Below are 20,833 nucleotides of genomic sequence, written 5' to 3'. Positions count from 1 at the left end.
CGTCCGTGAGTGTCATGTGTCGACGCGCGACCTGCGTTCCCTTGCTAAGAGTGTAGCGAAGAGCTGAGCGCAGTTGGGCGGAAGGATTCAAGTCACCACTTTGTCGGAGCTGGGCAAGCGCTGGCACTCGCCGACTGGGCGGTCAGGATTCCGTCCCGCGGGCCTGGCCGCTCGATGGACCGGAACATCGCCTATTGCTGATGAAGCGCCCAGTTCAATCCACCCGCTTGTTGCGCCTGTGGACGAGACGGAACAAGGAACCATCTGCGCCATCGGTGGGCAATCCATGGCGCCTCCACATGAATGGCGCAGCCTCGGCTTTTACCGGTCGCGCGTTACAGTCTAGCAGGCTGCGCTGCAAAGCTCATGTGGCGGACGCCTGGTAGCGATACCGCAGGCACATCCAACCCGGATGGCATTTTCTTATACCAAGAGGGTCATTCCAAGCGAAACTGCAAAAGAGCGCCCCACGCGATCTACAAGCTAGCCACTTTGCACCTTCCTGCTGGCGTACTTGCTGTACAGGCGCTGCTGGTTCATGACGTCCTGCTTTGGCGCAGCCCCAAATGTGCGAGAATATTCTCGGCTGAATTGCGAAGCGCTTTCGTAGCCGACCTGGTAGGCTACCTCCGACACGTTTGCAGCCTCCGCGACCATCAGGCGTCGGGCCTCGAGAAGGCGCAGTTGTTTCTGAAACTGAAGCGGGGACATCGAGGTCAGGGCCTTGAAGTGCTGGTGGAACGACGACGGACTCATCCGAGCGATCTCTGCCAATTGGTCGATCCGCAGCGTCTGCGCGAAGTTCACGTGCAGCATGGATATGGCTTTGACCACACGCTCGATACTCGATTCCGGTAACGCCAGCTTGCAGAGTTCAGCCCCATGCGGTCCACTCAGCAACCAGTAGCAGATCTCGCGCATCACCGATGGATAAAGGATCGGGATTGCCTTCGGTGTCTTCGTCATTCGGATCAAACGCAGGAGGCAATCTGCCAATGGTTCGTCGACCTTGCCCACAAAAACACAGGGTCCGGGATCTGAGGCCGGAATTGGCTGGGCGTCCAGCTGCTCCAGAACCTCGCGCATTGTCGCCACATCGAAGTCTACGGTGACGCCGATATAGGGCGCCTCAGGAGAGGCCTCGACGATGCGTCCAGTTGCTGGAAGCTCGACGCTCACGACCAGGCATTCCATCGCACCGTAGTCCAGCCTGTCTTCTCCGAAGTGGATCTCCTTCGCGCCCTGGAGCACGATACAGAGTGACGGCCGGTAAAGCGCCCGCATCGGCATCATCGCCTGGAAAGACTGGACGATGTTGAAGCCTTCTATCGGCGTCGGAAATAGGCCCTGCCCGCCACCTTGTTCTTCGATATAGGCGGTGACCGCCGCAAGAAGCGATGACGACACGCGAGCCTCCGGTTGGTTGTGAGGCCAGGGCAAGACACGCCCATCTCGCGACAGAGTATTGTCATCTGTAGGAATAGGCAAGTTTCTTGATGGTTCGGGCATTCTGATCATCGGATACTCCATCTAGCTTGAAGGTGCCAGCCAAGCAAGGAGTGCACGCAACATGACAGAAACAGCAGCGCGGTCAATAGATGTTCAATGAGAGCAAACTCTGCTCGTAGCAGTGTCTATCACTGCGCACGCGAACGAATGCGGCTGAAAGAGATCTTGGGCTGCTTGTCATACTAAACCAGCGCATTGCTATTTCGCTTCGAGGGCAGTGACGACCGAACGCGGCCACGGCCGTATCCACGAGCTTTCGCAATTCTCGAAAGGAGACATTTCCGATGTCCGATACTGACAATTCCCGCCGAACCTTCATGGCGCTTGCAGCCGCCGCACCGGCCGCCCTTGCTCTCAGTGGAACGGCTTCGGCCCAAACTTCCGCAGCCAACCTTGGAACCGTTCCTGGCGCCGACCGGGCTGCGGTCGTCACCGGCTCGTCGCGCGGCATCGGCGCCGCCACTGCCCGCCGTCTGGCACGCGACGGCTATGCCGTTACGGTGAACTACTTCACCAATCGCGACTTGGCCGATCAAGTCGTCGCCGACATCAAGGCGGCTGGGGGCCGTGCAATGGCGCGCCAGGCGGACGTCGCAGATCCGGCTGCTGTCAAGGCGTTGTTCGATGCCCATGACAAGGCCTATGGCGGCGTGGACGTGGTGGTCAACAATGCCGGGATCATGAATGTCGGTCCCTTTGCCCAGATGACCGACGATGCTTTCAATCGAATGATCGCGACCAATATGACGGGCAGTTTCAATGTTCTGCGCGAGGCGGCACGACGCACCCGCGACGGCGGCAGGATCGTCAGTCTGAGCTCGAGCATCATTCTCCAGAAGCCCGCATATACGGGTGCCTACGCAGCCACCAAAGCGGCGCAGGAAATTTACTCGAGCGTCCTCGCCAAGGAGCTTGCGGGCCGCAATATCTCGGTCAACGCCGTGTCACCGGGCGCGGTCGATACCCAGCTGCTGCGCCAGCACGGCGAGGAAGCACTCCGAGGCATCCCTGAAGCGACACCCCTGCGGCGCCTGGGCCAACCGGAGGACATCGCAAACGTCATCGCGCTTCTCTGCTCCCCGGACGGCGCATGGATCGACGGTCAAAACGTTTTCGCGAACGGCGGCCTCGGTTGAGAACCATGGGTTGGGCCCTTCGCGGGTAAGAGCGACGGTGGCGATACCCCAGCAGGAGGATGCGCAGGCAGAACTCCCCGCCAAGTACGACCAACCTGCCTCTAAACCTGGCTCCCGCCATGCCGGACCGCAATCGGATCACGGAGGCCGCCCCACTCCCGGCGATCCGAAGGGTCGCCATTCTTCCCCCGATGCAATGGCGGCCCTCAGGTCACCGAAGGCGTACCCCAGCAAGCGGTGCCTTCGGTGGCCGCAGCCGGACCAGAAGCTCAGCAAAGCAAAGGGCCTACAATGGCAAAGAATTGGACCACCGATAGTACCCCGTCCCAACGTGCTCGGACGATCGTCGTCACCTGTAGATGCGGACTCGGCTCCCAAGATGCGCTATCGCTCGCTCGCGCCGGAGACGGTCAACCACGGGAGAGACATGTCGCGGCTCGCCTTTGGAACGTGCCCGCGACGCTGACAGGCTTCTGCGAACCGACGGCGCTGCCAGCTATCATCGGTCTGGGTGCGCCAGCCGCCAGCAGAGAGGTCTGACGCGTGGACCCGCTCGGAAGCCTCATCGACTGGATCGCGACATACGGAGTGTTCGGCCTGTTCGCGATCGGACTGGCGGAGCGCTTCATTCCCGCTCTGCCGTCCTACGGTGTCCTGGTCGCAATCGGCATTGCTGCTGTCGACGACGCCTGGTCTGTCCCGGTCGCCATCATCGTTACGACGACTGGAAGCTTTTGCGGAGGGCTTGCTCTCTACTTGCTCGTTCGCGCATTGGGACAGAACAGGTCCGCCCGGCTGCTGTATCGGAGTGCAAGGTTGCTGGGCCTGTCATCAGCACGCGTCCACAAAACTGTCGCATCATTCCGGGCGCGGGAGCGCACCCTAATCTTCGTCTCCCAACTCATACCGACGGTGCGCCTTGTCGCGCCTGTGGTCGCCGGACTCATTCATGCGGACTTCCGACGATTTGCCGGCGGGACCGTGCTGGGCATCACTCTATGGAATGGCCTGCTCATCGCGGCTGGCTACTTTGCCGCGTTGGTAGCTCCTGGAATGTCCGCATCGACCTTGGCGATCAAGATGCTTGTCCTCCTCATCGTAACCGAGGCGCTGCTCGCGCTGACATGGCGAGTTGCCGCTCGGTGCCGGTGGCGAGCAGCCCCAACGGGGAGCCGCCCATGACAAGCAAAGCGACCGAAGCCTTCCACTTTTTTCGTGCCTGGCTCGCCGAGCCCCTCCGTGTCGCCGCAGTCGTGCCGTCCGGACGCGCGCTGTCGGCTCTGATGGTATCGGAGGTCTCGCCGGAGATCGGCCCGGTCATCGAACTCGGCCCCGGGACGGGTGCGTTTACACGCGCCCTGATCAGGAAGGGAATAGCTGAAGAGAATCTGGCGCTCATCGAATTCGGATCGGATTTCGCCGCAAAGCTGAATTTCCACTTTCCACGCGCGAAGACGCTTTGGATGGATGCGGCCAGGCTGCATGACGTTGTTCTGTTCAACGGCACGCCTGCCGGGGCTATCATCAGCGGCCTCCCGCTACTCTCGATGCCTCCTAAAAAAGTCCTGTCGATCCTGAATGGAGCATTCGCACATCTACGCGCCGACGGCGCGTTTTATCAGTTCACCTATGGCCCGCGATGCCCGATCTCAAGGCCTTTGCTTGATCGTTTGGGCCTGAAGGCTACCTGCATTGGCCATACCTTCGCAAACATTCCTCCGGCAGCAGTTTATCGCATTCGCCGCCGCAAGCCGCGACGCGCGCCAGCGCAACACTTGCTCCAGTTGCCGGTGTCGCCCGACGGCCAGCAGCCCTGGCCATGGGACAGGCGGTCTAATGACCGATGACAACCATAAGATCACAGCCAGTCGTCCGCTGAGTGTGGCCGCTCCGCCGCAGGGGACTGGACCCGCGGAAAACGCGTCAATGAACAGCAAGGGATGGATCAGCAAACGGGCCTCTGGATCGAATACGGTCATTCCGACAGGTCGGCGAGGTCGAGCACCTTAAGGCCCCGCGCCGGCCTACCACGCCATGAGCGGCTTCCGTTGGCGGCGCTGCTGACGCTTGCGATGACGGGAATGCCCAGGGCCGCTCAACAACCTGGTCGTCAATTCCTGGCCGCGCGGCAGGACCGCCCGATCGGATCGCCCGCGGGCGATCCGTGTCTTGACCCGGCCGCTTCATCGCTGATCGCGACGCTCCTATTCCTATGTCACAACGCGGCAGATCAAGCCTGTTGTACGCGCTCTACGGCCTTGATCTCGGTCGGCGAAGGTTCGATGCCAAGCGACACGTACAGCGCGACGTTGGCATATTCGGCGATCCGTACGATCAGGCCGCCCTTGACGTCGAACCGTGTGACATACACGTTGCTGTACCGATCGCCAGATTGGGTAACGGTCGCGTCGCCGCGGCCTTCGAGGAATGCACGCGTCCCATCCGCCGATTCATCCACTCCGGATCGGGCCAGCGAAGCCCGGTGAATTTCCGAAACCGCCCGTAAGTGTAGTCGACGACCTTTTTTGCCGGAGAAAATTCCCCTGAGGATCGTCGGTCGCTTCGAAAGAGATGGGGAAGATCTGCACCACGTCATCGGCGACGCTATTGGCAATGCCCTCGCGATCGCCGGTTTCGATGAACCTGACATAATACTTTGCAACGTCGAGCGCGCTCGTGCGGACCGTCGGAAGGGACTAGTCGGCACCTGAGTTCGTACCGTCTGGCATGACTTTTCCTCTTGATGAACGATGTCCCTCGAACATAGGAGCGATAGCTCGCATTGGTTACTCGCATTAGGACGTCCGCGTGAGGCCCTGTAGGCAGCCGTTTCGACCAACTTTTTCGGGAGTGCCGGGCAAATCCTGGCTCCCGCTCGAGAACTGCGTTGCCATAATCGAGGCAGAGGGCATCCGACTGATTAATATCGCCGTTTCGAATCAGCACCTGATAATTCAACCATCTGCGTCCCTGCGCGCCAATCGTATCCCGCCTGCGCTCTGCCCTCACAGCGAGCGAAGCTAAACACGCCCAAGACTACCTCCACTTCCCGCCCACCGCTATGGGCGCACAGGTCGAGCGCCTTGGGGAGCGAGCATAACCACGCCAACAATATCTCGGCTGGGACCAAAGTGGAAGAAATGCTAGGCATCACCGCGAAAACAAGCTGACCATCAGTTCCCTATTCTCCTTGACCGTCGAAAACCCTTTCTCCGCGCGAAGCTGGCCCTGGGTTCCCGAGAGCACGAGGTCATGCGGCGGCCAGCAGCAAGCTTGCCAGGCTCTTGGTGGGCACGTCGGGCAGCGCGTTCGCGCTTTTGCATTCGTCGACCAACAACATTATTTCAGCCAGACAGGTGCAAGACGCCGGCGTTGGTGGAGCCTTGCCGCCCCGCTAGAATTTATAACCGACCGACAGCAGAGCGGACGGCTGAACATCGTCCTGAACGATCGGACTGTTTTGTGCGTCGCTGGTCAAGAAACCGACGCCTGCCTGAGCGCGGATCAGCCAGTTCTCGGTTGCCATGTAGGTGACCGAGGCTTCGATATCGACGCGCTTCAGGCCTGCACTCGCATCATATTCCCGCAAGCCCGATCGAATCGACTGTGCCGATGTCACGCCGAAATAGCTTTCCATGTGATTGTCGTCGGCGAACGTCGCGGAAGCGCCTGCCGACAGGATGAAGCGGTCATATTGATGCGAGATCGTCGTTCCGAATTTGCCGAGAAGGCCATCGCTGCCACCAATGGTCCTGTCGACGGACGCATAAAATTCCATCGCTCCCAGTGCGTAGGAAAGCCGGGCTCCAATCAGGCCTCCCGCATCGATATCACCGAGACCTCTCAGGTGGGAAGAATCATCTTCATCCCGGCCCAGTTCGTAGCCGCCCGTCAAGGCCAGCGTGAAGCCATTCGTCTCCAACAGGTCGACCGTCAATCCGGTTGTGTCGATGCTCACACGATCGCCAATTTGCGCCGAGATCATCGGAACGGGAGAAACCTCGAATTCGTCGGACCCCTCGAACTTCGGCGCATAAAGGGCGCCGACGCCAACGATAACATTCCAGTCCGACAATCTCTGGCGCATTCCACCGAACCGATCCTGGTCGAAATCATCGGCGGCAAAAGAGGCCGACTCCTCGCCTTCAAACGAGTCGGCAGCACGTACCTCGACTGACAGCGAAGCGATCATCGATACGCTCGCAGCGGCAACGAATGCGCGCGATTGGGCGAAGACGAATTTTCTCAATGCCATTGGCGGAAATCCTTGGATATGGTCGAGAGTTTCACTCTCCGTGCGAGACCTAATTTGGATGCGGCCGCGCCTCAAGGCGGCCACGCGGTCCCAACGGCGGTTGCCCGCGGAGGCCTTTGCTGTCGGGAAATGCAGCGGACACAGCGCCACGACGGTTTTTCAGGCAGAGAACGTCGCGCGCGTTGCGCGTTTGGCCCCGGAGCATCGGCGCGGAGCGCGAACGGCGGCCGGGTGAAAGCGCATTCGGCAAGGGCGCGGTGAACACTCTATCTTTGCCTAGTTCGGGTTATCCGGCGACACCTTGGAAGGCGGCTAGGGTTCGGTTGTTTCTGTCATCGTAAGCATCAAGCATTCACTCGCTTTGATCGGCACCATCAAGCTAGAGGAAGTCTTCCATGACCAGAATGCCGAATACCTCAATAAACTTGCCTATTCCTACAAGCCCCGATACGCTGCCGGTAGAAGGGCGAGTGCTGCGCTGGCCTCGAAACCAATCGGAGGTCCGCGTGTCGTCATCGCTGCTTGGCGGGGTCACCGCTTACATCGAAAGCCAGGGCGGCGGTGAAGGGCTGTTTCCGACACAGATCGAGAGCGTCAACATCATCCGGTCCTGCCAGCAGAGGATGCCGATGCGGCAGATCTACCGGCCGTCGCTCTGCGTCGTAATTTAGGGGGCGAAGGAAATTCTCTTCGGCGAGGAGACGCTTCGCTATGGCGCCATGGAATGCCTGGTGGTCAGCATGGAAATGCCGGCCAGCGGGCGGGTTGTCGACGCAAGTCCGCAGGTGCCCTATATCGGCGTCACCATCGATCTCACCAAACAAATGTCAAGAGGGGTCCGTTTCGCTTTGAACGGGCTAACGTGAGAGGAGCCAGCATTGGCGGACGGACCGAAGGCCGATTTCCTTGCCTCTTCACAAACTGGCGCGCGAACTGGGCGATCCACTCTCTTCTTGTTCAACTGCAGGATCAGGCAGAAAATTTGAGCTTCTGGGCATTCGGCGCCGTGCCGTCGACCTGTAACTTCACGGTGCAATGTCCAGGCAGCTGTCCGGCCGGTTCCAAGTCCGCGCTCCTTTTGAGGAGAGCCGCAGGATCATTGCATTCATAGAAGCTTCAGGCGGCACGACCTCGCATGTGGACCGTCCGGCCTGAATCGACAAAAAGGAAACGTGCAATGGTGAAGTCAGTTACGGGGCCCTTGCTGGCCGCAGTGCTCACGGCAGGAATGACAGGTCTCCCGGTCGGAGAGGCTTTTGCACAGGCTTCTTCGCCGGATCAGATTGTCGGCGTATGGGAGTCCGAAGACGGCAACATCAAACTCGAGATGTTTAACGCCGGAGAAACCTATGCGGCCCGCGTCCTCTACGGAAAGCTTCTGATGGAGGCCGACGGGAAGACCTTCAAGAAGGACACCCTCAATCCGGATCCGACCCTCCGGAGCCGCTCACTAGAGCGAGCTGTTCTCGTGACCAACCTTAAGTGGGATGCCGCTGACGGTCGCTGGGAAGGCGGAAATTTCTACAGCGGAGCGACTGGCCAGACCCATTCCGCCAGAGCAACGCTTGTGAGCGGAAAACTGGAACTTCGCGCCTATATGGGCACCACCATACTCGGTCGGACCATGGTGCTTCGCCGCGCGCAATGAAGCCATTTAACACAATCACCATAACGGGCAGTTCCTCGACCGCTGGTCGGGAACTCGCCCACCCGACCGGAGGCTCTCATGGTGCTGCACTGCGCTGGAGCACTCGACTTCTCGTCGCCGCGAGCTGGATCAGCGGCGCCATCTTCGCCACCTACGTCATCGCTTTCTTCGGCGGCATGGCCCTGGGCGGAGCCGGTGAGCGATGGAACGAGTCCCTTCCCGATTTGTACGATGGCGGCGCATTGCTTTCCACGGTAGCCATCGGCTCACATTTCATGGCTGGAGGCGTGCTCCTGCTGCTCGGACCTGTTCAATTGATCGGAAGCGTGCGCCGCAATTTTCCCGCCCTTCATCGCTGGCTAGGCCGATCCTACGTCGTTTCGGCCGGCTTGGCCGGGCTGGGTGGGCTTGGCTTCATATTGGGAAGAGGCACGATCGGCGGCCCGCTAATGGATACGGGCTTTAGCATCTACGGCGCGTTGATGGTTTTCTGCGCCGCCCTGGCCTACACCCGCGCCCGAGCTGGCAGTTACGCTCAGCACCGTGCCTGGGCGATCAGGCTGTTCGCGCTGACGGTGGGCTCCTGGCTGTACAGGATGGAATATGGCGCCTGGTTCCTATTGAGCGGCGGTGTCGGAACCGGTCCCAGCTTTACCGGCTGGTTCGACGCGATCATGACGTTCTTTTTCTATGTCCCCAATCTCATTGTCGCCGAACTCTTTATCCGGGCACGCCGTCGGGATCGCGGCGTGGTTGCCAGCTTTGGAACAGCAGCGGTGCTCCTGGCTGCAAGCGCCTTCATTGTCTTCGCGACCTGGAGCTTCACCGTCCGCAGTTGGGGACCGAGGATAATCAGCGGCATCACCGAAGCATCGCTGTAGGCTGTCTACCAACCAAAACTGGCGTGGCAGACGAGCCGGACCGCGCGCGAACCTGAGCACCATCAGAACCCGGGCTATTGCTTGCCCTCCAATAGCTCGTCGTAAGCCGCACGAATGTAGGATCAGACATGACTTTTGCGATTTCCGGCATGGAGGTTTGCCGCGCCGCGGGCATGCTGGCGATGAAGAAGAGAGGCGGGCTTGGATGCCATCATTACTCGAAGGCTCCGCCGAGCGGTACAGAAAGTAGGATGATTGATGTCAAAGTGGACATTCCGGGACATTCCATCACAGCGCGGTCGCTCAGCGGTCGTCACCGGCACCGGTGGGCTGGGTTTCGAGACTGCATTGGGCCTGGCGCGTGCCCACGCGAATGTTGTGATAGCCGGGCGCAATCCCCGGAAGGGTGCTGAAGCCGTCGCGGCGATCAGAAAAGCCGTTTCGGGTGCACAGGTGCGGTTCGGCAATGTGGACCTTGCGAATCTCGCTTCGATTGCTGAATTTGCCGCACAGCTTGCACAGGAACAAGACGGTCTCGAGCTCTTGATCAACAACGCAGGTGTCATGAGAACGCCGGAGCGTCGCGAGACCAGCGACGGCTTCGAACTGCAATTGGGCACCAATTATCTTGGCCATTTCGCTCTCACCGCGCATCTGCTGCCACTCCTGAAGAGGGGGCGGAAGCCCCGCGTCGTGACCCTGGGCAGCATTGCGGCGCGTTGGGGAACGATTAACTTCGACGACCTGCAAGCCGAGCGCGATTACAAGCCGATACAGGTTTACTGCCAGTCGAAGTTGGCCTGCATCATGTTCGCCTTCGAACTGAACCGACGCAGCCAGGCCGCCGGATGGGGCGTGCAGAGCATGGCAGCGCATCCAGGCATCTCACGTACCGACCTGATTGAGAATGGACCGGGCTGGTCGAGCATACCTGGATTCGCGCGGCGCTATCTATGGTTCCTGTACCAGCCCGCATGGCAAGGTGCTTTGCCCACACTCTTTGCAGCGGCCGACCCGGCAGCGCGTGGCGGCGCTTACTATGGACCCGATAGGCTGGGTGGGACGCGGGGCTATCCGACCCGCGAGAAACCTCCCAGCCTGGCGCTGGACACAGCCGTCGCGGCTCGCCTCTGGGAGACCTCTCTGGAACTGACCAACGTGGACATACATCTCGGACGGCCCCGGGCTTTGAACGTGCCAACGTAGCCGCGCCAGGTCCGGCATCGATTGCCTTCGGATATTTCCCGCCAGCCGAGGGAATGTAGGAATAGGCATGTTTTTTGCCGATTCGGGCATGGCGATTTGAAGCCGCAGCCCTTCTATTGAGGAAGGACAAAGCGGGCGCGTTGGGACCTTTCTCATTCGAAGTCCGCTGAACTTTCGAGAAGGCGTGAACCTCAAATATGACCAAGTGGACGACAAGTAACATTCCACCACAACATGGCTGTACAGCGGTCGTCACCGGTACTGGAGGATTGGGCTACGAGGACGCGCTGGCCTTGGCCCGTGCAGGTGCAAGCGTTGTGATCGCCGGGCGCAATCCGCGCAAGGGCGCTGAAGCAGTGGCCGCGATCAGACAAGCGGTCCCTGGCGGACAGGTGCAGTTTGGCAAGGTGGATCTCGCCAACCTCGCATCGATCGCCGAGTTTGCCGCGCGGCTCGCACGGGAGCAAGACGGCCTCGATCTGCTGATCAACAATGCCGGCGTCATGACGCCGCCGGAGCGTCGCCAGACTAGCGATGGATTCGAATTGCAGTTCGGCACCAACTATCTCGGCCATTTCGCCCTGACCGGACATTTGCTGCCATTGCTTAAGAAAGGGCGAAATGCGCGCGTCGTCACCCTCGGCAGTGTGGCGGCGCGGCGTGGAGCGATTAACTTCGACGACCTGCAAGCTAAGCGCGGCTACAAGCCGATGCTGGTTTACAGCCAGTCGAAGCTCGCCTGCGTCATGTTCGCGTTGGAATTGAGCCGGCGCAGTAAGGCGGCCGGATGGGGAGTCGAGAGCTTGGCAGCCCATCCCGGTATCTCGCGCACTGATCTGCTTCCGAACGGAGCGGGCCAGTGGAGCGCCGCCGGGATGGCGCGCCGCTTTCTGCCGTTCCTTTTCCAGCCTGCATGGCAGGGCGCGCTACCCACGCTCTATGCCGCGACCGATCCGGCCGCGCGCGACGGCGCCTACTACGGACCTGACAGGCTGGGCGGAACGCGTGGCTATCCGACCGAGGAGAAACCTCCTAAGCAGGCGCTCGATACCTCCGTGGCCGCACGCCTCTGGGACGCGTCTCAGGAACTGACGAACGTAAGGTTCGTATGAAACGGTGCCGAGCGTGCTCTCGCGTTTCGGACGCCTTGCTCACTTAGGCCGCGTCATAGCGATCGAAATCCCGGCTCAGGCCTAGGAAATCAGATATGACCGTTTTTGTAGAGGTTCGACAAGGGAGTGCGCATCGACGGCTTTGGAATATCGCCGCGGCGACAGCCCCATGACACGCGTAAAAGCCGTGTTGAATGCGTTTTCGGATTCGTAGCCGACGGCGCGCGCGATGCGTGCCAGCGTTTCGCTGCCTGCTACAAGCCGCTCGGCGGCCAGCATCATCCGCCAGCGCGTGAGGTAGGCGACCGGCGTCTCTCCCGTCTTCTCCCGGAAACGTCGCGCGAAAACGGTTCGTGACATGCCGGCGCGGGCGGCGAGTTCTTCGAGCGTCCAACCATGTCCCGGATCGGCATGGATCGCCCCGATGGCGGCGCCGATCTGCGGGTCGGCCAGGCCCGCGAACCAGCCGATCTCCGCGCCGGATTGCTGCGACAGATGGAGGCGGAGCGCCTGCGCCAGCATTATATGCGCAAGGTGCTGCGCCACGAGAGACGCGCCCGGCCTCGCTTCCCGCAATTCCTGCATCATCAACTCGATCGACCAGCGAAGCGCCACCTGGTCCCCGGCAGCCTTGAGGTGGATGACGGGCGGCAGCGTTCGGAGCAGCACGTCAGCATGCCTACCGCTGACTTCGAACCGGCTTCCGGCCAGCAGCACGTCGCCGCCGCCATTGTAGGTGACGGTCTCTCCGTCCCGGTCCGGCGCAAGGGCTTCGCTTGCGAGCGTCGGCGCCAGCGCCGGGTCGCTCGAGATCCGCACCGGACGCCCGCTCGGCAGGACGAAGCAGTCGCCGGCGACGATTTGGACCGGCTCTCCGGCGTCCTCGAGCATGAGCCAGCAACTGCCGCGTATCACGGCGTAGCACTTGATCCTTCCGGCAAGATCGTCGAGCCGCAGCGACCAGTCGCCGCCGGCGTCGAACCCGGCGGTGATGTAGCTGCGCGGCTTCAGCAGCGAGAGGATTTCGGAAAGCGGGTCCATAGGAAAGGTACGATCGCGAAGGAAATTGAGACTTTCAGCTAGAGTGCGTACCACGGATCGCGGATATCCTCCGCTCTAAATCGACAGTTCGATTGTCCATACGGAGAGAAAAGATGAAAGCCGCAGTAGTTACGGATTTCGGCCAGGCACCCGCCTATGGCGATTTCCGAGACCCCGTCGCGGGTGAAGGAGAAACGATCGTGCGGGTTCACGCTGCGCCGCTGAGCCCCATCGTCAAGGCGTTGGCGTCGGGCAGGCATTACACGAGCGGCTCCCAGGCCGGCTTCGTACCTGGCGTGGATGGCGTCGGCACTGATCCGGAGGGCCGGCGGGTCTATTTCCTATTCCCCAGGGCACCCTTCGGCTCGATGGGCGAACTGGCGCTGGTCTCGAAAGAAATGCTCGTCGCCATCCCGGACGATATCTCCGACGTTCGCGCCGCGGCGGTCGCGACCGGCGGCCTGGCATCATGGGTTGCCCTGACGCGCCGGGCGCCGATCCAGCCGGGCTCTACCGTGCTCGTCAACGGCGCGACCGGCGCTGCAGGTGGCATGGCGGTGCAGGTCGCGCGGCACTTCGGGGCAAACAGGATCATCGCGGTCGGTCGCAGCCGCGAGCGGCTGGATCGGCTGGAAGTCGAAGCGCGAATTGCTCTCGACGCCGCCGTCGACGAGGCGTTGCGCGCCGAGTTCGACCGCGGGGTCGATGTCGTGCTCGACTTTATCTGGGGCGAGCCTGCCAGCCGGGTGATCGCGGCCGCGACGAAGAATCGCGGTTCCGGAATGGGCGAACCGAGAGTGCGCTACGTCCAGCTCGGCACCGTCGCCGGCGACGAGATTTCGCTCCGCGGCGATACTTTCCGCGGTTCGGGGCTCGAACTGATGGGCAGCGGCATCGGCAGCGTCGCCATCCGGGATTTGCTGGCCGGCGCGCGCGAGCTTCTGACGGAAACGAACAAGGCCAGATTCGATGCGCCGGTCACTACGCTGCCGCTAACTGCCGTAGGCGAAGCTTGGGCAGGCTCATCTGATGTTCGCTACGTGCTCTGCCCGACGCTGGATGCAAAGTAGCCTGCGTTCATGATGTCGGTGACAAGTTCGGGACCTGTGGGGTTCCAGTCGAGGCGGGCTCGCGTCCAATCGCTTGAGGCTGGTTGGCCAATCGAGGCGAAGCCGAAGAACCAGTCGAAATGGTCCTGCGCTCCCTCCACGGACAGCGACACACAGGGAACATCAAGGCCCTTCGCAATCGCTTCAGCGATCTCCCGGAACGGAATGCCCTGTTCGGCCACGGCGTGATATGTCTCGGCGCTCGCGCCGCGTGCGACAGCGAGCCGAAAGGCGCGCGCGGCATCACTCACATGCACCGCCGGCCAGGCGTTGAGTCCATCTCCGATATAGGCGGATAGGCCCGTCCGTCGGGCGATGTCGATCAGCATCGGGACAAAGCCGTGGTCGCCTTTGCCATGCACGGATGGAGGCAGGCGCATGATGTTCGCCGGGATGCCGCGATTAGAAAGCGCCTTGGCTGCCGCCTCGGACGCTCGGGGATAGGCGTCCGACGGCGGAAAAGCTGGATCGGATTCGATCGTGACAGGCCCCGCCGCATCCAAGAAGGCAACACCCGCTGTGACGACGAATGGCTTTTTCGTGTTTTCGATAGCGGCCCCGAGCATCTCGATCGCCGTTCGGTCGATCGCGCACGCTTCGGCGAAACGCGAGAAGTCGTGTACGAAGCCCGTATGAATGACCGCATCTGATGTCTGGGCGCCGTGCCGGAGCGTTTCAGGCATTTCAAGATCACCGCGGAGAACCTCCGCGCCCATCTTTCCGAGTGCATCCGCGCTGCGGTCGGAACGGGCAAGTCCCAAAACTTGGTGTCCGTGCGCGAGAAGTTCCTTCACAATTGCTGCGCCAACAAATCCCGTTGCCCCGGTGACAAACACTCTCATGGCCAATCTCCTTCTTGTCCAGGAGGAGAATATCGGCCAAACTCTAACCTGTTAAATACGTGAGTTTATACTGTTATAATGGCTGACAGGTTGAATGTCATCGACGACAGGAATCGCCTCGGATCGTTCTTGAGGGACCGTCGGCAGCGGCTCGATCCCGCCGCGCTTGGCTACGGGGGGCGCCGCCGGACACCAGGCCTGCGGCGCGAGGAAGTTGCTCAACGGGCTCATATCAGCACGACATGGTACACTTGGCTCGAACAGGGGAGAGGTGGTGCGCCATCACCGCGCGTGCTGGATAGCCTCGCCGACGCGCTCATGATGACCGAAGCTGAACGGGAGCATTTGTTCCTTGTCAGCATCGGCCGTCCACCGAAGACCCATGGCTCCGCGCGCGGCGGAATCTCGTGGCGACTGCAACGATTCCTCGACGCCATGCCCTTGATCCCGGCAACCGTTGCAACCTCAACCTGGGACATCGTCGGCTGGAACCGCGCAGCAAAGCTCGCTCTCACTGACTACGAAGTGCTACCTCCGGGCGAGCGAAACATATTGCGGCGGATGTTTCTCGACCCGGCGACGCGTGCCGCGCAGAGCGATTGGGAGTCCGTGGCCCGGTTTCTAGTCGCAACTTTTCGAGCTGAAACCGCTCGTGCTGGTGAGGGCAGTCATGCCGCAGAGATCGTCGCCGAGATATCTGAGAAGAGCAGCGATTTCGTGCGAATGTGGACGGAAAATGACGTACAGACGACTGGCGAAGGGGCGAAGACGATACGCCACGCGGTTGTCGGTGAGATTGCCTTCGAGTTCTCGTCTTTTGCGATCGACGGCCGACCGGACCTCAAGTTGATGATTTATAATCCGGCAGGCGAAGCCGATCTGGAAAAGATATGCAAGCTCTGCGGCTGAGGCCGAGTTGCTTGCAGCTAGAGTGAATCGGGCGCTGAAATGCCCAAGGTACAGAGGCCGTGTTTGCTTTGCGATCCAAAGGCAGTCGAGTTATTCGGCGAAGCGCCGGTTCAGGTCTTGGCAGGCATAGCCGGCAAGCCCCGATCCCAGTCGCGATTGCCAAATGCAAGAACGAGGTGACGGCAAGATCGAGCTTGGCCGCGAAGTACGTCACCATGCCGAGGAACCATGCGAGCATGTTTCTCAGAATACCGTGGGTACGCAGGCCGACGATGAGAATCGCGACGAGGCACAACTGCGGGCAAAGCGATGTGGTCGAGCAAGGGAATGAGAGCGCTAGTCATAATGTGTGACACGGCGCCAATCGCAATGCCGAGCCAGAGGCACAGCATCGCCGCCGAGCTTCTCTTCACAGATGTCGGGCGGCTGAACCAGGCAATGAATCCTGCGAACATCGCCAGACCACGAGGTTCAGTGCTGCGCTGAACCAGGCGGCGAAGGCAGCCGCGACGGAAGCAATGACTGTCCAGAGGATGAATTTCCACGTGGCTGGCCGTGATTGGCCCGTCGCTGCGTTTGGGGGATCTCTTGAACGTGTCCGCTGTTCATTGTGAAGTTTCCTTTCGTGAGTCTCTCAAGAACTGGTTCGAAATGAGGATCGCACCCAGTCGAACTATGCTCTCGGCGTTTCGCTCTGACCGTGTGATACCGGCACCTATGTCGGGTTGAGATTTGCGTAGATTTCCGAATACGCACCGCGCTGCTCCGCCATGCGCAGAGCCTTAACCCGCTCGACCAGGATTTCGCCGCTGGCCGGTGCAGGTTCCCCGAGAAGCTTGATGACTTCGCTGATGTAGTCGGCGAGCGGCATAGCGGCGGTTCGCTCGCCTACTGAGGACCCGCAAGTCAGTCTGAACGTACAGCGGCGGAAGCTCGATGACTTCAATCGGCTTTTGGCGCAGTTGGTGACGCAGGGATTGCAGCCACGAATGGAGGAACGCCTTACTTGCGCAATAGGTGGGGTAGTTGAACCGTGGTACGAAGGCGAGGCCTGAAGTGGTGGTGACGATGGTCGCGGACGGCTGCCTCGCGAGTGTTGGAAGCAGGGCAGCCGTCAACCGCAGGACGCCTATGATGTTCGTCTCGATGATGGAGAGTGACGTCTCGATGTCGATCACATCGCCGTCCCAGGTCTCGAGCCGCGAGATACCGGCATTGTTCACAAGAACGTCGAGGTCGGGAAAATGCGACTGAACTTCTTCGGCCAGATGAGCGATCGCCGTCCGGTCCTGCATATCGACCTGCAGGCCACGCATTCCCGGATGCGCAGCGGTGATCTCGTCGATGAGCACCTGACGGCGTCCAGCGATGATAACCCGGTTGCCGAGCTTGTGAAAAGCCTCAGCGAGCCCCCGGCCGATGCCGCTCGTGCCGCCGGTTATGAGAATGGTGTGGCCAGTCAAATGCATGGCTTGATGCTCCTGCTGTTGGGGGATCGGAATGCCTGCTCCGCCGAGCACGGCGGGCTTGAGCGTGTCCTCGCACCACTGGCGGAAGCTCGTTGGCGTTGAGCCAGAATACCGCGTCGGCGCCACTGAACGCTTCGTTCACGACATCAGCGTCCCCATGGGAGCCTTTGACGATCTCGACGTTTCTCGCACCTCTTCGGCTATGTGTGATGGATCGCGCCCATCCCTCGGATTGATGCATTCGACTGGAGAAGGTTTTGGACAACCTGATGGCCAATATCGCCTGTGGGGTGGTATCACAATCATGTTTTACTCCGGTGTTTGAAGGCGGAAGCGCGGTCGCGCCTTTGCCAGCATTTATATTCTGACTTAATTGCGCAGTTGCTTTTAGGACGATCTATGCTATATGACCCGCTTTATATTGGTAATCGTCCCATATGAGCCCATGGATCCCTTATCAGACGTCCTTTCGCTGCTTAAACCTCATGCCTATGTGTCTTCTGGCTTCGAGGCCGGCGGCGATTGGGCTGTCCAGTTCGGCGATCAGCACAAGCTCATCAAATGCTACGCGGTCGTGTCGGGTGGCTGCTGGCTCACCGTCGAGGATGTCAGCGATGCGGTGCGCCTGGAGGCCGGCGATTGCTTCGTGCTGCCGACTGGTCGCCCCTTCCGGCTTGGCAGCAGCATCGATGGGCCCGCGGTCAGGGCCGGGGAGATATTCCCAGCCGCGCGAAGGGGTGGTGTCGTCACGCTCAACGGCGGCGGCGGATTGTTTCTTGTCGGAAGCCGCTTCGGCGTGAAGGGCAATCACGCTGATATGCTGCTGGGCCTGCTTCCGCCGATCGTGCACATCCACGAGCAACCCGAGCAGGCAGCACTGCGCTGGTCTGTCGAGCAAATGATGAAGGAACTGCGCGAAGAGCAGCCTGGCAACGCCCTTGTCGCGCAGCATTTGGCCCATATGATGCTGGTGCAGGCACTACGCGTGCATCTGGACACGGATGGCGGCGACCGTGTCGGCTGGTTCTTCTCTCTTGCGGATAAGCAGCTCGGTGCCGCGATCAAGGCGGTCCATGCCGAACCCGCTTATCAATGGACCCTGCAAGAGCTTGGTGAGATCGCCGGCATGTCGCGCTCGACATTTGCTCTCAGGTTCAAGGAGCGCGTCGGCGAGCCGCCGATGCAGTACGTGGCGCGATGGCGGATGCTGCTTGCCTGCGACAGGCTGGAGAATTCAAGCGATCCCGTCGCGACGATTGCCGCTTCGCTTGGGTATGAATCGGAAAGCGCATTCAGCACGGCCTTCAAACGCGTCATGGGCTGCTCGCCACGTCAATTTGGGCGCTTTCGGAAGGTCGAGCCGGAGACACATTCCGTCGCTGCAAGCTCGCTGTCCAGTGCGCGGCGTCCCGATACCGGAAACGGGAGCCGTCGCGTTCAGCACACGATTGCTGTGGCGGCAGCGGGCGGGCAACTTGCGTCCGATCAAAGGCCTGCACCCTCTGAACGCTAAGATCGCACGGATACGACGCTGTTGCCGAGCGCGTTGCCGCTCAGGATCGGAAGGCTTGTTGTCGGGGATCCGGTCAGGATCAGCATCGCGTTTGCCACTGCAGGCGCAATCGGCGGCACGCCAGGTTCTCCCATCCCGGTCGGCCTGTTGGCAGACCGCATGATGTGGGTTTCGACCGTCGGCATTTCATTCATGCGCAGGATCGGATAGTTGTCGAAATTGGTTTCCTGAACGAAACCGTCCTTCAACGTCACCGCACCGTAAAGCGCGGCCGTAAGGCCGAAGCCAATGCTCCCCTCCATCTGTGCTGCGATCTGATCCGGTGAGATCGGGATGCCGCAATCCACCACGGCTGTCACTTTGCGCACAACGGGGCGGCCTTCCTGAATCCGGACTTCCGCGACCTGGCCGACGACTGTGCCGAAACATTCCGTAATGGCCATGCCTCGCGCCCAGCCAGTTTCGATCGGACTACCCCAGCCCGATTTGAGGCAGAGTTCGTTCAGCACCGCCAGATGCCGGGCAGCATCTGCCCGCTGATAGAGCGCCCGACGGTAGTCCGCCGGGTCGCGGCGAGCCTGCCGCGCAAGTTGGTCGATGATATGCTCTATCGCCATGCCGGTATGCGACAGGCCGACAGAGCGCCAGAAGCCACATTGAACGGGATGGCTGGGCGAGAAGATCTTACCGTCGACGACCGAAGCGGTGACAAAATAGGGCGAGCCCGCGATGCCTTCGAAGTTCTGGAAATTGCCGCCGATCGGTACCATTTCCTGCGACACGACATGATGGCGCCAACGTGTCGGGAAGCCGTCGGGACCAAGTTCGATCCAAGCCCGATGATGCACCATCGGTCGGTAAAAGCCGCCGGCCATATCGTCCTCGCGGGTCCAGACCAGCTTGACGGGACGGCCGTTGGTGTGTCGCGCAATCCGCAGACATTCTACGACGAAGTCCGAGGTTGCAGTGCCTCGACGCCCGAAGGAGCCGCCGGCCGGAAGTACCTCTATATCGACCTTGCCCGGGATCGTCAGGCCGATGCGCGCTGCATGCACCTGATCGAGCGTGACCAACTGAGTGCCCGACATGATCTTGATGTCCCAGCCATCGATCTGAGCGACACAGTTCATCGGTTCCAGCGGCGCGTGGGCGAGATAGGGGAAGTCGAATGTAAACTCGAGGACATCGGACCCGAATTGCGTGTCCGGATCGCCCTTGGTCTCAAGGACATTCGGTTTAATATCGGTTCGACCGGCGGCAACTTCGTGATAATAGCGGAAAAGCTCCGGCGTCGAGCGCGTCTCGGCCTCGCTGTCATCCCATTCGACCCTTAGCGCGTCGCGGCCCCGTCTGGCCGCAAAGGTGTTTTCCGCGACGACCGCGACACCGGTTTCGATCGCAAAGGCATCGACGACAGCTGGAATCTTGAGTGCATCGGATGCATCGAACCGGGCAAGCTTGCCGCCGAAGCGTGGACTATGCGCCACCATGGCGACGAGCATGTCGGGCAAATCGACGTCCTGCGTATAGACCTGCCCTCCAGTGATCTTGGGCACGGTATCCTTGCGTCGTACCCGATCGGTACCGATCAGCCGGTAGTCTTCGGGTTGTTTCAGTTCCGGCGCCTGTGGCGACTTCTGGCGCGAAGCATCAGTCAGCAACTCGGCGAAGGTCGCAGACCGGCCCGAGCCGGTATGGGATACGACGCTGTCTCTGATCGCAATCGACTGTGGCGAAACGCCCCAGCGCGCGGCGGCTGCCGCGACGAACATAGCTCTTGCTGCAGCACCGGCATTGCGCAGTGTATCCCAGTTGCTGGCAACCGAATTGGATCCGGCCGTCAGCTGCGGTCCATAGGCGCGGAAGTTGCCGCGCGCATCGACCACGCGTACGCGATCCCAATCCGCGTCGAGCTCTTCCGCGACCATTGCTGCCAACGCAGTATGGATGCCCTGGCCCATTTCCTGGTGTTTGTTGACCACCGTCACCCAGTCATCGGCACCAATGCGGACGAACGGTCCAAAGACGCTCGGTTCCGGGTCGCTGCCGCCGCCTTGCAGAATGGCGCCTGCGACCTGCATGGGATGGGTGGCGGTATAGCCGACAACCAAGGCACCGCCCACGAGCGATCCACCCAGGATCAATCGGCGTCGCGTCATAGCGAAGCGTCGTTTCTCGACCTTTGATTCGGTCATGAGCTTTT

The 20,833-nt window shown here is 60.8% G+C and carries 17 protein-coding genes and 1 pseudogene; 11 read left to right on the top strand and 7 right to left on the bottom strand.

What is annotated here, in order from left to right:
* Positions 1-483: 483 nt before the first annotated feature.
* A complete protein-coding gene (locus AGR1_RS23875) occupies positions 484-1,407 on the bottom strand; it encodes an AraC family transcriptional regulator (RefSeq protein WP_187772268.1) in 924 nt (307 codons plus the stop codon).
* A 386-nt stretch (positions 1,408-1,793) separates the two neighbouring features.
* On the opposite strand from AGR1_RS23875, the gene AGR1_RS23870 reads away from it, so the two are divergent.
* The 3 genes from AGR1_RS23870 (at position 1,794) to AGR1_RS23855 (ending at position 4,492) form a co-directional block, all read left to right on the top strand.
* A complete protein-coding gene (locus AGR1_RS23870) occupies positions 1,794-2,645 on the top strand; it encodes an SDR family oxidoreductase (protein ID WP_149148463.1) in 852 nt (283 codons plus the stop codon).
* 543 nt (positions 2,646-3,188) lie between these two features.
* Positions 3,189-3,827, top strand: a complete 639-nt coding sequence (locus AGR1_RS23860) for a VTT domain-containing protein (RefSeq protein WP_149148461.1) — start codon at positions 3,189-3,191, stop codon at positions 3,825-3,827.
* Complete coding sequence (locus AGR1_RS23855) at positions 3,824-4,492, top strand: phospholipid methyltransferase (protein WP_149148460.1); 669 nt, start codon at positions 3,824-3,826, stop codon at positions 4,490-4,492. Before AGR1_RS23860 ends, AGR1_RS23855 begins: the two co-directional genes overlap by 4 nt.
* A gap of 383 nt (positions 4,493-4,875) precedes the next feature.
* Here the strand turns inward: AGR1_RS23855 and AGR1_RS29675 are convergent, their stop codons facing one another.
* Entirely contained in the window at positions 4,876-5,295 is a 420-nt protein-coding gene (locus AGR1_RS29675) for a hypothetical protein (RefSeq protein ID WP_187772267.1), read from the bottom strand.
* A gap of 744 nt (positions 5,296-6,039) precedes the next feature.
* A complete protein-coding gene (locus AGR1_RS23845; protein WP_149148458.1) occupies positions 6,040-6,900 on the bottom strand; it encodes a MipA/OmpV family protein in 861 nt (286 codons plus the stop codon).
* 506 nt (positions 6,901-7,406) lie between these two features.
* Here AGR1_RS23845 and AGR1_RS23840 point away from each other — a divergent pair.
* The 5 genes and pseudogenes from AGR1_RS23840 to AGR1_RS23820 all read left to right on the top strand — a co-directional run.
* Positions 7,407-7,715, top strand: a pseudogene (locus AGR1_RS23840) (AraC family transcriptional regulator); the annotation flags it as partial.
* Positions 7,716-8,077: 362 nt separating this feature from the next.
* Positions 8,078-8,548, top strand: coding sequence for a DUF2147 domain-containing protein (locus tag AGR1_RS23835; RefSeq protein WP_149148457.1), 471 nt, complete (start codon positions 8,078-8,080; stop codon positions 8,546-8,548).
* Positions 8,545-9,429, top strand: coding sequence for a DUF2306 domain-containing protein (locus AGR1_RS23830; RefSeq protein WP_149148456.1), 885 nt, complete (start codon positions 8,545-8,547; stop codon positions 9,427-9,429). The genes AGR1_RS23835 and AGR1_RS23830 overlap by 4 nt, the downstream gene beginning before the upstream one ends.
* Positions 9,430-9,687: 258 nt before the next feature.
* Positions 9,688-10,635, top strand: coding sequence for an SDR family oxidoreductase (locus tag AGR1_RS23825; protein WP_149148455.1), 948 nt, complete (start codon positions 9,688-9,690; stop codon positions 10,633-10,635).
* A 197-nt stretch (positions 10,636-10,832) separates the two neighbouring features.
* The gene (locus AGR1_RS23820) at positions 10,833-11,747 is read left to right on the top strand and encodes an SDR family oxidoreductase (protein WP_149148454.1); all 915 of its coding nucleotides are present in this window, start codon (positions 10,833-10,835) and stop codon (positions 11,745-11,747) included.
* An 81-nt stretch (positions 11,748-11,828) separates the two neighbouring features.
* Here AGR1_RS23820 and AGR1_RS23815 read toward each other — a convergent pair whose 3' ends face one another.
* Positions 11,829-12,842: an AraC family transcriptional regulator gene (locus AGR1_RS23815; protein ID WP_348640595.1), complete on the bottom strand. Its 1,014-nt coding sequence runs from the start codon at positions 12,840-12,842 to the stop codon at positions 11,829-11,831.
* 59 nt (positions 12,843-12,901) lie between these two features.
* Here AGR1_RS23815 and AGR1_RS23810 point away from each other — a divergent pair, with 59 nt between their 5' ends.
* A complete protein-coding gene (locus AGR1_RS23810; protein WP_149148453.1) occupies positions 12,902-13,858 on the top strand; it encodes a zinc-binding alcohol dehydrogenase family protein in 957 nt (318 codons plus the stop codon).
* Here the strand turns inward: AGR1_RS23810 and AGR1_RS23805 are convergent.
* Positions 13,825-14,739, bottom strand: a complete 915-nt coding sequence (locus tag AGR1_RS23805) for an SDR family oxidoreductase (RefSeq protein ID WP_149148452.1) — start codon at positions 14,737-14,739, stop codon at positions 13,825-13,827. The two genes, AGR1_RS23810 and AGR1_RS23805, sit on opposite strands and share 34 nt — an antisense overlap.
* 78 nt (positions 14,740-14,817) lie before the next feature.
* Here AGR1_RS23805 and AGR1_RS23800 point away from each other — a divergent pair, with 78 nt between their 5' ends.
* Positions 14,818-15,648: a helix-turn-helix transcriptional regulator gene (locus AGR1_RS23800; protein WP_149148451.1), complete on the top strand. Its 831-nt coding sequence runs from the start codon at positions 14,818-14,820 to the stop codon at positions 15,646-15,648.
* A 782-nt stretch (positions 15,649-16,430) separates the two neighbouring features.
* Here AGR1_RS23800 and AGR1_RS23790 read toward each other — a convergent pair.
* On the bottom strand, positions 16,431-17,117 hold the full coding sequence (locus AGR1_RS23790) for an SDR family NAD(P)-dependent oxidoreductase (protein ID WP_246669712.1): 687 nt from the start codon (positions 17,115-17,117) through the stop codon (positions 16,431-16,433).
* Positions 17,118-17,562: 445 nt separating this feature from the next.
* On the opposite strand from AGR1_RS23790, the gene AGR1_RS23780 reads away from it, so the two are divergent.
* Positions 17,563-18,630: an AraC family transcriptional regulator gene (locus AGR1_RS23780; protein ID WP_149148449.1), complete on the top strand. Its 1,068-nt coding sequence runs from the start codon at positions 17,563-17,565 to the stop codon at positions 18,628-18,630.
* Here the strand turns inward: AGR1_RS23780 and AGR1_RS23775 are convergent.
* Positions 18,627-20,825 (bottom strand): molybdopterin cofactor-binding domain-containing protein, encoded by a 2,199-nt coding sequence (locus AGR1_RS23775; protein ID WP_149148448.1) that lies wholly within the window; start codon positions 20,823-20,825, stop codon positions 18,627-18,629. The two genes, AGR1_RS23780 and AGR1_RS23775, sit on opposite strands and share 4 nt — an antisense overlap.
* Positions 20,826-20,833 lie beyond the last annotated feature (8 nt).

The sequence above is a fragment of the Agrobacterium sp. B1(2019) genome (assembly GCF_008274755.1).
Taxonomy (GTDB): domain Bacteria; phylum Pseudomonadota; class Alphaproteobacteria; order Rhizobiales; family Rhizobiaceae; genus Agrobacterium; species Agrobacterium salinitolerans.
This window is presented reverse-complemented; position numbering and strand designations above follow the sequence as displayed.

What these genes read in the sequence shown, in the direction of transcription:
- AGR1_RS23870 (WP_149148463.1), top strand. Translation starts at nt 1,794, where the DNA reads ATGTCCGATACTGACAATTCCCGCCGAACCTTCATGGCGCTTGCAGCC.
- AGR1_RS23855 (WP_149148460.1), top strand. Translation starts at nt 3,824, where the DNA reads ATGACAAGCAAAGCGACCGAAGCCTTCCACTTTTTTCGTGCCTGGCTC.
- AGR1_RS29675 (WP_187772267.1), bottom strand. Translation starts at nt 5,295, where the DNA reads ATGTCAGGTTCATCGAAACCGGCGATCGCGAGGGCATTGCCAATAGCG.
- AGR1_RS23845 (WP_149148458.1), bottom strand. Translation starts at nt 6,900, where the DNA reads ATGGCATTGAGAAAATTCGTCTTCGCCCAATCGCGCGCATTCGTTGCC.
- AGR1_RS23835 (WP_149148457.1), top strand. Translation starts at nt 8,078, where the DNA reads ATGGTGAAGTCAGTTACGGGGCCCTTGCTGGCCGCAGTGCTCACGGCA.
- AGR1_RS23830 (WP_149148456.1), top strand. Translation starts at nt 8,545, where the DNA reads ATGAAGCCATTTAACACAATCACCATAACGGGCAGTTCCTCGACCGCT.
- AGR1_RS23825 (WP_149148455.1), top strand. Translation starts at nt 9,688, where the DNA reads ATGTCAAAGTGGACATTCCGGGACATTCCATCACAGCGCGGTCGCTCA.
- AGR1_RS23820 (WP_149148454.1), top strand. Translation starts at nt 10,833, where the DNA reads ATGACCAAGTGGACGACAAGTAACATTCCACCACAACATGGCTGTACA.
- AGR1_RS23810 (WP_149148453.1), top strand. Translation starts at nt 12,902, where the DNA reads ATGAAAGCCGCAGTAGTTACGGATTTCGGCCAGGCACCCGCCTATGGC.
- AGR1_RS23805 (WP_149148452.1), bottom strand. Translation starts at nt 14,739, where the DNA reads ATGAGAGTGTTTGTCACCGGGGCAACGGGATTTGTTGGCGCAGCAATT.
- AGR1_RS23800 (WP_149148451.1), top strand. Translation starts at nt 14,818, where the DNA reads ATGGCTGACAGGTTGAATGTCATCGACGACAGGAATCGCCTCGGATCG.
- AGR1_RS23790 (WP_246669712.1), bottom strand. Translation starts at nt 17,117, where the DNA reads ATGCATTTGACTGGCCACACCATTCTCATAACCGGCGGCACGAGCGGC.
- AGR1_RS23780 (WP_149148449.1), top strand. Translation starts at nt 17,563, where the DNA reads ATGGATCCCTTATCAGACGTCCTTTCGCTGCTTAAACCTCATGCCTAT.
- AGR1_RS23775 (WP_149148448.1), bottom strand. Translation starts at nt 20,825, where the DNA reads ATGACCGAATCAAAGGTCGAGAAACGACGCTTCGCTATGACGCGACGC.